The 11,439-nt window shown below is 43.5% G+C and carries 11 protein-coding genes; 9 read left to right on the top strand and 2 right to left on the bottom strand.

Going from position 1 to position 11,439, the window contains the following annotated elements; all coding sequences use genetic code 11:
- Positions 1-516: 516 nt before the first annotated feature.
- The 3 genes from M2444_RS09620 (at position 517) to M2444_RS09610 (ending at position 3,261) form a co-directional block, all read left to right on the top strand.
- Positions 517-1,056, top strand: coding sequence for an RNA polymerase sigma factor (locus M2444_RS09620; RefSeq protein ID WP_280786809.1), 540 nt, complete (start codon positions 517-519; stop codon positions 1,054-1,056).
- Positions 1,053-2,171, top strand: coding sequence for a hypothetical protein (locus tag M2444_RS09615; RefSeq protein WP_280786808.1), 1,119 nt, complete (start codon positions 1,053-1,055; stop codon positions 2,169-2,171). Before M2444_RS09620 ends, M2444_RS09615 begins: the two co-directional genes overlap by 4 nt.
- Before the next feature lie 73 nt (positions 2,172-2,244).
- Entirely contained in the window at positions 2,245-3,261 is a 1,017-nt protein-coding gene (locus M2444_RS09610; protein ID WP_280786807.1) for a LacI family DNA-binding transcriptional regulator, read from the top strand.
- A gap of 401 nt (positions 3,262-3,662) precedes the next feature.
- Here the strand turns inward: M2444_RS09610 and M2444_RS09605 are convergent, their stop codons facing one another.
- Positions 3,663-4,613: a sugar kinase gene (locus tag M2444_RS09605; RefSeq protein WP_280786806.1), complete on the bottom strand. Its 951-nt coding sequence runs from the start codon at positions 4,611-4,613 to the stop codon at positions 3,663-3,665.
- A gap of 345 nt (positions 4,614-4,958) precedes the next feature.
- Here M2444_RS09605 and M2444_RS09600 point away from each other — a divergent pair, with 345 nt between their 5' ends.
- The 5 genes from M2444_RS09600 to holA all read left to right on the top strand — a co-directional run bounded on the left by M2444_RS09600 (position 4,959) and on the right by holA (position 9,564).
- Entirely contained in the window at positions 4,959-5,600 is a 642-nt protein-coding gene (locus tag M2444_RS09600; protein ID WP_280786805.1) for a bifunctional 2-keto-4-hydroxyglutarate aldolase/2-keto-3-deoxy-6-phosphogluconate aldolase, read from the top strand.
- Between the two features lie 237 nt (positions 5,601-5,837).
- Complete coding sequence (locus tag M2444_RS09595) at positions 5,838-6,074, top strand: hypothetical protein (protein WP_042191032.1); 237 nt, start codon at positions 5,838-5,840, stop codon at positions 6,072-6,074.
- A 384-nt stretch (positions 6,075-6,458) separates the two neighbouring features.
- Entirely contained in the window at positions 6,459-7,007 is a 549-nt protein-coding gene (locus tag M2444_RS09590; protein ID WP_036677530.1) for an RNA polymerase sigma factor, read from the top strand.
- A complete protein-coding gene (locus M2444_RS09585) occupies positions 7,004-8,266 on the top strand; it encodes an anti-sigma factor family protein (protein ID WP_280786804.1) in 1,263 nt (420 codons plus the stop codon). The genes M2444_RS09590 and M2444_RS09585 overlap by 4 nt, the downstream gene beginning before the upstream one ends.
- A gap of 278 nt (positions 8,267-8,544) precedes the next feature.
- Positions 8,545-9,564, top strand: a complete 1,020-nt coding sequence (gene holA, locus M2444_RS09580; RefSeq protein ID WP_280786803.1) for a DNA polymerase III subunit delta — start codon at positions 8,545-8,547, stop codon at positions 9,562-9,564.
- Positions 9,565-9,785: 221 nt separating this feature from the next.
- Here the strand turns inward: holA and rpsT are convergent, their stop codons facing one another.
- The gene (gene rpsT / locus M2444_RS09575) at positions 9,786-10,058 is read right to left on the bottom strand and encodes a 30S ribosomal protein S20 (protein WP_042130412.1); all 273 of its coding nucleotides are present in this window, start codon (positions 10,056-10,058) and stop codon (positions 9,786-9,788) included.
- Between the two features lie 311 nt (positions 10,059-10,369).
- Between rpsT and gpr the strand changes: the two genes are divergently transcribed.
- Complete coding sequence (gene gpr / locus M2444_RS09570; protein ID WP_280786802.1) at positions 10,370-11,371, top strand: GPR endopeptidase; 1,002 nt, start codon at positions 10,370-10,372, stop codon at positions 11,369-11,371.
- The last annotated feature ends 68 nt before the right edge of the window (positions 11,372-11,439 follow it).

The following is an 11,439-nucleotide window of genomic DNA, read 5'->3' as shown; positions in this document are numbered from 1 at the left end:
GCAGGCCAAATGGGAGAGGTGAAAATCTCACTTTAAGAAACTGTGAAAACCTGAGATTTCAAGAGAATGACTCCATAATTAAGGGGCTGAACCGGGATCTTCATTCTGTTGTACTTTGTACACTCAAAATGAGGAAAAGCGCCTATTTCTGTGGATTTTAAGAGTATCTATTGCATGAAGTGCAACAGATACTCTCTATGGCGTTGAAAAATCAATTTCTATTGCACGAAATGCAATAGAACGCTTTTTATAGATATATCCGAGTCCGAGTAGATGAGTGGACCATTACACTCCGATTACGGGCGATAAACTTACAACGACAGCTAGAGCTAATATTTAGCTCTCCTCAATCCGACACGCGAGCACCACCGAGGACGTTTAAGCGTTCATCGGTGGTGCTTTTTAATAGACAGATATAGAGAATATACGGTTAAGTAATATATGACCTAATTATTTATTTTAAAGGGAACTTTTTCAAGTTTGGAAAGTCTTATTAGGCAAGAGGTGAGACGAAACATGCTAAGCGAAGATATGCCATATGCAGAAGCGTATGCGTCCGAAATGACCTTGCGGGAAATGATGGAGGCGTATGGATCGGATGTGTGGAATTATGCTTTTTTCTTAACTAGAAGCCGTGAGCAAGCGAATGATATTAGCCAAGAAGTATTTTTGAAGGCATATAAAAATGTGGGGAAGTACCGGGGACAATCGTCGATGAAGACTTGGCTGCTCACGATTACTAGAAATACAGCCTTCAGCTGGAGCAAAAATAGCTTTTGGCGCAGATTCATACCATTTGGAGATCAACCTGTTACTGTAAATGCTCCGTCTGCAGAAAGAGAAGCGCTCGGCAATCAGTATGCGAACCGAATCTGGGAAATTATTATGAACCTACCAGATAAGAATAGAGAGGTGCTTGTACTGGATATTCAGCAGGGGCTAACGATCGGCGAAATGTCCGATTTACTGAATGTACCACAAGGGACTGTGAAATCTCGGCTCGCGCGAGCGAGGGAGAAGGTTAAGCAAGCCATTCAGAAGGAGGAGAGAGAATGAAAGGCAAAGCTGATAATAGTAATCCAGTGATGATCGGACAGATTGATTGGTATGCGCAAGCAGGCAAAAGACCTTTTATTGAAGATGGCTTTACACCTGAGCTGAGGATGCGGATTGAGCAGGCTGCTGTGCTAAAAAATAAAAGTCGCGGACGTTATCGAATAAACAAAAGTGTGTTACTGACCAGTGTGGCTATGATTTTGTTGATAGGTGCACTTAACTTGCCTATAGGCGCATGGAAGAGTCATGGTCCAGTCCAATCTTCATCGGTGCAGTCACAAGCCGCAGCGATACTACCTTCTTCTACTCCTGTTACTAATGACAAAGCATCAGAGCCTCCGACAAGTCCAGCAGAGTTTGAGATTAGCGGTAAGAAATACTACATGCCTTTGCCAATGAGCAGAGATAAGACTAAAGCATATGCCGTTGAGACAACAGCGGGAATCCTTTGGTCGCCGCCACCCCCGATGGTTGACTACAAGAAGCCAAAGTACACACATCCTACAGAACCGTTCACCCTTTACCTGAGCTCGAAGGACCAGACGGAGCTATCGGCTTCTTCGGCTACTAGGATTTATACATTTCCTCTTTATGCGGGAGGGGCAAGTACTTATCAATATTTGAGTGGATTTTTTGGAGCGGGAGATTATATCCTGTTAACTTCTTACAAAAAGACTCTTGGTGTAGGTATGTATGAGGATGTTGAAATCTCAATGCTTAATGTTAAAAAAGCAATGGCTGGAGAAACTGTGGTACCGATCGCGCTTAAATCCTTTGATATTACATTATTAGATTACAAGTCAATCATTGCTGTTGATAAGGAGCATGAGCAACTCGTACTTAGTTACTTAGAACATGTAGGGGATAAAAAGTACAAAGAGAAAACCGTACTTTATGATATGGAGACCATGAGCATTCCAACATCTGCTACAGCAATTGGTTTTAAAGAGATTAAGGGAGAAACATTACTCATGGATTATAAAGCGGGCGGAGAACAACGTAAAGCGGATATTCTTATGAAAGCTGGATTGGGGTGGCTGGATGAGAATTGGGCTTTTTTATCGGAAGAGCAACAAAATAAGCTTTATATGGATTATTTGAATTCTACTCCTTAGTAGATAATTCACCCAATAAAAGCTATACTTTTTGATAAAGTAATTTTCTTTTGAGAAGAGTGGAGCCGAAGCGATGAAGAAGTTAACGATTGATGATGTGGCTCAAAAAGCGGGAGTGTCGAAGAGTACAGTCTCCCAATTTTTGAACAAACGTTTTAAATATATGAGTGAAGCGACGAAGAATCGGATTGAGGCTGTGATCGAGGAGCTCAATTATCAACCGAATGGACTTGCGCGCAGTCTGAAACAGAATCGGACGCATATGGTCGGAATCATCGTTGCTAATATCGATTATTCGCTGTCTATTCAATGTATCCGGGCGATCGAGAACGAGCTGCAGCAACACGGGATTCAAGTAATCATATGCAATGCCGATGAGAATGCGGAAAAAGAAAGTAAGTACGTCGAAACCTTAGTCGCCCGACAGGTGGACGGTTTAATTATTTTTCCGACGGGGAACAATCCATCTGCATACAGCCGACTAATAGAGGCGGATTTTCCGTTAGTGTTTATGGATCGTCTGGTAGATGGAATCACTACACAGAGTTTGTTGCTCGACAATGAAATGGCGGCCAAGATAGGTGTGGGACAGCTTACACAACAAGGCCATGAGCGAATTGCTCTGGTCACCCTGCCGCTAGGGGAACATGCTATTACCCCTCGTAAAGAGCGGATCAGTGGTTATAAAAAAGCGATGGAAGAAGCGGGCCTAACGCTGCGTGAGGAGTATATTTGTAGTGTGCCAAAAGAAGAATTAGCTACAGGACTGAAGCGCCTTTTAGCGTTGCCGGACCCTCCGACAGCGCTATTGGCTACGAACGATATCACGCTAGCAGAGATTTTGAAATATGCGAATCGAAATGCGATCGCTATTCCGGAACAATTGTCTGTCATCGGTATAGATGATGCGGAATTCGCGCAAATTTATAATCCAGTCATTACAACAATTCGTCAGCCTGCATACGAAATGGGTATGCAAGCCGCTAAGATTATACTCTCTTGTATTGAGGACAAGGGTGCTTCCGTTCCAATCACCTATCGATTCCCGCCGTCCTTGCAACAAGGGCAATCTGTGAAGTTATATAACTGACTACAAGCTATAGAAGCACAAAAAAATGCCGTTCCACAGATCAACTGTGAGACGGCATTTTTTAATAATAAAACTCCCAAGCTACTAGATTATAAGGCTGCAACGTTGTTGTTTCTTCTTATGGTTAATTGTACTTTCTGCAACTATTTTAGTTTGTGCTTCCTGAATTGAGAGTTTAATTGTATTTTGTGCAGTTATTTCTGCGGGAAATTGCTGACAGCGATGTTCACCTGGTTGTTAAATGTATAAAGTGCAATTAAAGGCGAGTAGAAACGATTTTGACTCGATATAGTTGTATAGAGTACAGCTATGTTGTGTAGATTTGGTTGCGTTCAGCTATTTATGAGAATTACAGAAGTTTACAGAGATTATGTTGCGAAAGCTGACTCAAATCTATGTGCTTAAACCTCCTGCTGCATAAACTTCGCAAGCTCCTCACGGGTCGGAAGTCCATCCATATCGCCAGGCGACATGACGGCTAACGCACCGATCGCATTGCCGCGTTTGACGGCCTCAACAATCGGAAGCTTTTCCAGCATTGCGCTGATTACACCAACGGCAAACCCATCACCTGCACCTACGGTATCAACGACCTGCTCTACCTTAAACCCGTCTACATAACCTTCTCCTTCCGCGGATTTATAGTAAGCGCCTTCAGGTCCGAGCTTGATGACGACTAAGCTGACGCCACGCGCCAGATAATAGTCCGCAATCTCTTCTGGCGTATTTAGACCTGTAAGAATCTTGCCTTCACCGAGTCCTGGAAGGAACCAATCACAGCGTGTAGCCAGATCATTGATCGTCTTCACCATTGTTTCTGTATCCGGCCATAAGCTAGGGCGCAGATTTGGATCGAGAGAGACCGTCTTTCCTTGTCGCTTCATAAACTCCATAGCATGAACAGAGAATTCATGACAGCTCTTGGATAAGGCGGCGGAGATACTTGTTACGTGTAAATGTCCTGCAGCATTAAAGTATGCCTCGTCAAAATCAACCAGACTAAGCTTGGAGGCCGCGGAATTTTTGCGGAAGTATTCGACTTTAGGATCGCCAGTAACAACCTTTGATTTGATTAACATACCCGTTGAATTTTCTTTAGTAAAAGTAATATTGGTGGTATCAATGTTCTCTTTCTTCATTGCTTGCGCAATGAAATGACCAAAGTTATCTTCGCCAAGCTTCGTAACATAACCTGTAGGATGATTTAAGCGCGATAAGCCTGTAGCTACATTGCTCTCGGCACCTGCCAACGCTTTGGAGAACGAAAATACTTCATGCAGGGGACCCGTTTCATTCGCATAAAACATCGCCATCGGCTCCCCGAAAGTGACGGCATCCAACTGTTTACTCATTTGAGTTCCTCCTAGGGTAATGAATTTATCCCAGTATAATGATGTATAATTTGAAATTATCACATAAATCGGTTTTGTACAATAAAAGAATGATTTTTAATCCAAAAGGTGTTTTGGATAAAAGGAAATAAATCATTAATAAATCCTTATAAAACAAGTGCTTATTGGTCATTTTGATAAATTAAAATCTCTATATCCATAAAAATGTATTGACTGTTAACCGTATTATTATTACTATCTGATTATAGATTATATCGTTTTAATTAGTAAATTTAATAAAAAAGTTTATCTAAATTAGTATTTCATATTCATCTACGATCGTACCAAGAGAAAGGGAGTCTACTGATGAAGAAAATAAAAGTATTGCAGAATGTGGCGTCCGTTGGAGTTGTAGCCGTAATTCGTGCTGATAGTGCTGAGGAAGCTTTTAAAATGTCCGTTGCTTGTATCGAAGGCGGTTTGAATAATATTGAGGTAACTTTTACTACTCCGGACGCGGATGTGGCGATTAAACGATTGGTAGCGGAGTACGGAGATCGCGCAGTGATTGGAGCAGGAACTGTACTTGATCCATTAACGGCGAGAATAGCCATTCTTGCAGGCTCGGAATTTGTGGTCAGTCCTTCTTTTGAAGCAGAGACAGCTAAAATGTGTAATCTTTATGGGATTCCGTACATGCCTGGCTGCATGACATTAAATGAAATGAAGGAAGCGTTGAAGTTTGGCGTGGATGTGCTTAAGCTGTTCCCTGGCAGTGCGTTTGGTCCGGATTATGTGAAAGCGGTTAAAGGCCCTATGCCGCATGTGAACATTATGCCAACAGGTGGCGTGGATCTGAATAATATGGAAAAGTGGATTGCCAACGGCTGTATAGCAGTAGGTATCGGGGGCAATTTGACTGCACCTGCGAAGGATGGTCGATACGATCAGATTACCGATCTTGCGGCTCAGTATGTGGCAAAATTTAAAGAGATAAAAGGTATTTGATCAGGTATGTTTCTTAATTTCGAATAAATAGATTTATTGAAGGTTGTATAGCTGACACATGTCAGCCGTACAACCTTTTTGTATACTTATTTTCCGACATTCAGATTTCCTTACGTTATATGTTTTCATAAAGTATAGAATGAGGACAAAGGCAATAAACTATAAAGTAGAAGAGTTATGATGTTTGACTGACGTCTACGAATTGGAAGGGTTTATTATCGGACCGGGAGTGAGTATATGCCTGCTTATCATGATAAAAAGCTGTATCTTGCAGCTGATGAAGAGGATGCGGAATACGTAGAAATTGCGTCGGCATTCCATGGTTGTAAGGTGACGGAGGGCCAGATCTATAGATTAGAGCGGAATTACAATAACCCTCATATTTTTGAGAATGGAGAGGCGTATGTTGTGGATGATGAAACTAGGGACAACTACGCAGTGTTCATGCTCTGCAAGATTGTGTTATATAAATAGAGTTATGTGCTCGATTCTAAGGTTATTTCTTGTTTACTGACGGCTTCTTTTCCGACAGGAGGATAAGCCGTTTCTTTTGGAAATGGGAGATATTTCTTACCTAAACGCTTGCCGGCCATATTGCGATGCCGAAGGCGTTTATACTTGTGTCATTTTTGTTATAAAGTTATTCAAAAGAGTATTTGAATGATTGAAGTTTCCCCTGTATGCTTAGTAGGAATTATTGACTGTGAAATGCTATGAAATGTGCGATAGCGCTTTATAAAAGATGGCTTAACATGACGTTCTTAGAAAAGTTTGGTATTCTAAAAATATTAATTACAGGGTTGCAACAAATTCGCAGTCTTGCGCGTCAGTAAGATTGCATAGAGAGGGGGAACCTTCGTGGTGGAGCAGGGACTCATCAGAGCCGCTCAAGCGGGCGATCGCGACGCTCTAATCACCCTATTGCGAGAAATTGAAGGGCATGTATATAAAACCGCCTTCTACATTTTGCATAATGAACAAGATGCGCTGGATGCATCTCAGGAGGCCTTGATCCGGGTTTATACCAAAATCGGTTCATATGAGGAAAAGGCCCAGTTCAAAACGTGGGTTCAGCGAATCGTTACCAATATTTGCATTGATAAATTCAGAAGAACTAAACCTACAGTTTCTATTGATGAGCATGAAATGGTGTTTCAGGATAAACACAATGTGGAACGTGAGGTTCTATCTTCTTATTTAGCTGAGGATATACGTGAAGCGATTGATCAATTGCCCGAGCATCATCGGACAGTCATCGTCCTGCGCTATTTACAAGATTTTTCTTACAACGAGATTGCAGACTGCCTGGATTTGCCTTTGAATACAGTGAAATCATATCTGTTTAGGGCCAGACAGCAGCTGCAGAATAGACTTCAGGAGTACCAGAAAGGTGGTGTATCGGGATGAAATGCGCGGAGGTGATGGAATGGATGCACCGCTATATAGACCAAGACTTGAGCCAAGATGAGATTGTTGAGATGTTCCGTCATATCGATAATTGTCCTTCCTGCGCGGAAGTCTTTGAGCGGCTGACACTTCTCTCCAAAGAATTGGAGCAGTTGCCAGACGTGAAACCCCCGTTTAGTCTGGTTGACTCTATTTTACCTCAGCTTGCAGAATTGGATCGAAGCAGCCGTGAACAAAGCGCTGTGAGAACCGAGGAACCAGTTGTAGTTCCATTTTCACGTGAAAGCTCCCGCGGTAAACCTTCCAAGGGAACCTCTATAGCAGCACGGACAGGCATTGGAGCTATCGCAGCTGCCGTAATATTAGGGATCGCTATTTTTAATATGCCGGATAAAATGCCTGGGGCAGAGGTAGAACAAATGATGCAGGATAGTAGTAAAGCGACCAGCGATAGTGCTGATAATATGGCTATTGAATCGCAAGCCTCTACTTCTGCTGATTCATATGAGGCTGCGCCTGCTAATAGCGGAATCGATTCGGGGGCTCTACCAGCTGCTCCTGATGTGAATGAGGATAACGCTGCATTAGATAGAGCGATGGGGCCGGTAGACCCTGCGTCGATGCCGACTTCTCCAACAGAAACTAATGCTGGATCTGGAGGACGATCGATACCGGAACCAACAAATAATGTGAAGCCCAAACCTACGGAGAAGATTATGACGCCGAAGCCAGATACTGTAACGAAAGTTCAAACTCCGGATACTAGTGCTGGCAGTAATAATCAGTTCAAGGCTGATAAGAAGGATCAACCTGGTTCTATAGATAAAGGAATCGCAGCTGATTCAGCGCCACCTACGGAGGAATCATTAGATAGTGCGAATGATTTTAGAAGAGAGGTTATGGGCTTTAACATTTCTAGTGATTCCAGTGATTCCAATGATTCTAATGTGCAGACTTGGACTTCCCCTGATGGGCATTATGCCGTTGAGTTTGTTGGATTACAGCTTGTTATTTATAAGAATTCACCCGAAGGTTCTGTGGAAGATAGGACAGCAGTGACTTCTTATCCATTAGAAGGAAATTGGATTTCTGGAGAATGGTCGGCGGATAGCTCGCAGTTTACGTATGTGACGGAGAAAGATGGTGTGAATACCACTAAGGTGTACACTGTACAGGAAGCGTCAGCAGCTTCTTCAACGCCGGTTACAACACCTGGGGCGACACCATCGAAGACTCCGTCTTCAATGTCAACAAATTAAATTGAGGCTGGAACATTTTTCGGAGTTTCAGAATATACTATAGCAACCGGACAGGAACTAGAAAGTATAGGATTTGAAGAACATCGGTATGACCGTCGGATGGGAAGTTTCTAGGGCTTCTCACTCCGGCGTTTATATAGATGCGCCGCTTAAACGGAGGGGCTTTGGCCATGGCTGCCAGAGTTTCTCCGTTTTTGCATGTGCATTTATGTCGTTTTTTTTGCTACAATAGGAATCTGGGCAAATTGGGCTAGATGAATGGAAAAGGAAGTGGCGGAATGGATGCCAAAACGGCGATAAAAGAAATCAAACAAGGGAAAATCTCGCCGCTGTACCTTTTGTACGGCAGTGAAAAATTTCGAATGAATGAATTTGCGGCATTGCTGGAAGACCAGCTAATTGCTAAAGAGGATCGTGATTTCGCAGTTATTCCCTTTGATCTCTCGGAGACGCCGGTGCAGGCTGTGATAGAAGAAGCAGAGACTGTACCTTTTATGGTAGAACGTAAATTATTGCTGGTGCGGGACGCATCTTTATTTACAGCGGGAAAAGAAAATGCCAAACTTGAGCATCGTATAGATATTTTAAGTGATTATTTGCAGCATCCTGTAGATTTCAGTGTGATTGTCTTTATGGTGAATAATGACAAGCTGGACGAGCGTAAGAAAATTGTGAAGACCGTTAAAACGGCGGGTACGGTATTAGCTTTCAACCCGCTAGGGGCAGAAGAGCTGCTGCGCTGGGTAGAGAAAGGGATTCGTGAGCGAGGTTGTACGATGGCATCTGGCACCGCAGAGATTCTTATCACTAATGCGGGGACAGGTTTGCAGGGCTTATCCGCGGAAATGGACAAGCTATGTTTGTTCGCTGGTAAGGGCGGAACCGTAGACGCAGAAGCAGTAGAGAGTCTGGTGCATCGCGGAACGGAACAAAATGTGTTTACGCTTGTAGAGGATATCGCTAACCTGCGTCTAGATAAGGCGCTTGATACGCTGTATGAGCTGTTGAAGCAGCGGGAAGAACCCATTAAGATTGCTGCGCTGATTGCACGGCAGTTCCGGATTATTTTGCAGGTGAAGGATTTATCAACTCATAGTTATTCGCAAGGTCAGATTGCCTCACAGATCGGACTTCATCCTTATGCAGTAAAGCTTGCAGGGGAGCAGGCCCACAAGTTCTCAAGTGAACGTCTGCGGCAAATTTTAAGTGCACTGGCTGATCTGGATTATAAAATGAAGACAGGAGCTATAGATAAAGTGCTTGGTCTGGAGTTGTTTATGTTACGGCTAGGTACTTGAGCTAAGTAGTGGATAACTTTATGACGAATCACTATTATGAAATGAAAAAAGAAAAAGTTGATCGTTCAAGAAAACTACCTTTCTAAGGTGGTTTTTTTCATTCAACTAACGTCTAAAAGGAGGAAACTATTACTTATATTTATAGAATAGTAGGCACAAAAAAACCCAACCGTATGAAACATAGCGGTCAGGTTCTTCAATTGCTCATTATGAATGTCGTCCTAGGCTTGAGCCTTAAGAGCGTTCAATTTCTTCGCCAAGCGGGATTTTTTGCGGGCAGCCGCATTTTTATGAACCAGACCTTTAGTTACGGCCTTGTCCAGCTTTTTGGAAGCAGCTTGGAAAGCAGCTTGAGCAGTTTCAACTTCCGTACCTGTCAGTGCTACATCAGCAGTTTTCACAGCTGTACGAAGCGCGGATTTTTGGGAAGCGTTCAGTGCACGGCGTTTTTCGTTCGTGTTTACGCGTTTAACCGCGGATTTAATATTTGGCATTGCATTCACCTCCTGTAAGACATTCGAAATCATTATCAAATGATTCACAACTTAAAATAGTTTAGCATGACCGGTAGTAAAAAGCAATACTTAAAGCTTTCAAATTAAACCATTTTAACCTGCATAAACAAGGGCTTTCTCTCGCACACTATCGACAAAAGAGCATAGGCAGAAGCTTGCAATTTGAGTTTTTGTTTGAAGTAACTCAAGGGAAGCGTCTGCTCACAAAACTAAGTATCGCTTACGAAGCAAGTTTTGCCCGAAGTAATTCAATGGAGCGATGCTTACAAAACTTTTAGGAGGCTGGAACAATGGAACCGGATCTGCAGCTATATTCGGTACGCACGGACTTGGCGTTAGAGGCGAAGGAAATGGCTCAAGGGCCACAAAGGACGCCAATTCCTGGTGTAAACGAAGAAGTGGAAGAGTCTGATGGGATAAAAGTTACCCGGCTTGGTGTGGCTAACGCTGCCGGATCTCAGGCGATAGGTCGCGCGATTGGGAATTATGTCACTCTTGAGGTGCCGGCATTGCGCGGTGGAGATACGGGCTTGCAGCAAAAAGTAGCTGAAGTCTTTGCTCGCGAATTCGAGGACTTCCTGACTAGGATTGGGATTGGAAAGGATGCATCTGTACTGATCGTTGGACTGGGAAACTGGAATGTGACTCCAGATTCATTGGGGCCGCTGGTGGTGGAGAATGCGCTCATTACTCGGCAATTTTATGAGCTCGTGCCGGATCAGGTCTCTCCAGGCTACCGTAAGGTAAGTGCTATTGCTCCAGGGGTGTTAGGGTTGACCGGTATCGAGTCGAGTGAAGTTGTACAGGGGATCGTGGATCGTACCAAGCCGGATCTCATCATTGCCATTGATGCGCTGGCATCCCGTTCACTGGAACGGATCAATACGACGATTCAAATTGCCGATATCGGTATTCACCCTGGTTCGGGGATTGGCAATAAACGGCGCGGATTGACACAGGAAATTCTGGGTGTTCCTTGTATTGCTATCGGTGTTCCTACCGTTTGCTATGCTTCGACCATTGTAAATAATGTGCTGGAGATGATGAAGAATCATTTTGGCAAAGGAGCGGGTCATACTAAGGAAATCATGGGGATGCTGGACGATATTTCCGAGCAAGAGCGACTGTCACTAGTGAAGGAAGTACTGGAGCCGCTTGGACATGATTTGATCGTTACCCCTAAGGAAATCGATGAATTTATTGAAGGCATCGCTAATATTGTTGCGAGTGGCCTTAATGCGGCGCTACATGATGCGGTCGATCCTGAGAATGTTGGCGCTTATACCCACTAATTGAATCATAGCTAGCACACAGTCCGGCGGGATGCTGATGTACAGTATCCTGTGCGGGCTTTAAGTCA

Source organism: Paenibacillus sp. PastF-3 (genome assembly GCF_029893135.1).
GTDB classification, from domain to species: domain Bacteria; phylum Bacillota; class Bacilli; order Paenibacillales; family Paenibacillaceae; genus Paenibacillus_AQ; species Paenibacillus_AQ nitricinens.
Note: the sequence above shows the minus strand (reverse complement) of the source record. Positions and strands in the feature narration are given on the sequence as shown.

Bases quoted from the DNA above. Each gene is read 5' to 3' on its own strand.
- M2444_RS09620 (WP_280786809.1), top strand. From the start codon at position 517: ATGCTAAGCGAAGATATGCCATATGCAGAAGCGTATGCGTCCGAAATG.
- M2444_RS09615 (WP_280786808.1), top strand. From the start codon at position 1,053: ATGAAAGGCAAAGCTGATAATAGTAATCCAGTGATGATCGGACAGATT.
- M2444_RS09610 (WP_280786807.1), top strand. From the start codon at position 2,245: ATGAAGAAGTTAACGATTGATGATGTGGCTCAAAAAGCGGGAGTGTCG.
- M2444_RS09605 (WP_280786806.1), bottom strand. From the start codon at position 4,613: ATGAGTAAACAGTTGGATGCCGTCACTTTCGGGGAGCCGATGGCGATG.
- M2444_RS09600 (WP_280786805.1), top strand. From the start codon at position 4,959: ATGAAGAAAATAAAAGTATTGCAGAATGTGGCGTCCGTTGGAGTTGTA.
- M2444_RS09595 (WP_042191032.1), top strand. From the start codon at position 5,838: ATGCCTGCTTATCATGATAAAAAGCTGTATCTTGCAGCTGATGAAGAG.
- M2444_RS09585 (WP_280786804.1), top strand. From the start codon at position 7,004: ATGAAATGCGCGGAGGTGATGGAATGGATGCACCGCTATATAGACCAA.
- holA (WP_280786803.1), top strand. From the start codon at position 8,545: ATGGATGCCAAAACGGCGATAAAAGAAATCAAACAAGGGAAAATCTCG.
- rpsT (WP_042130412.1), bottom strand. From the start codon at position 10,058: ATGCCAAATATTAAATCCGCGGTTAAACGCGTAAACACGAACGAAAAA.
- gpr (WP_280786802.1), top strand. From the start codon at position 10,370: ATGGAACCGGATCTGCAGCTATATTCGGTACGCACGGACTTGGCGTTA.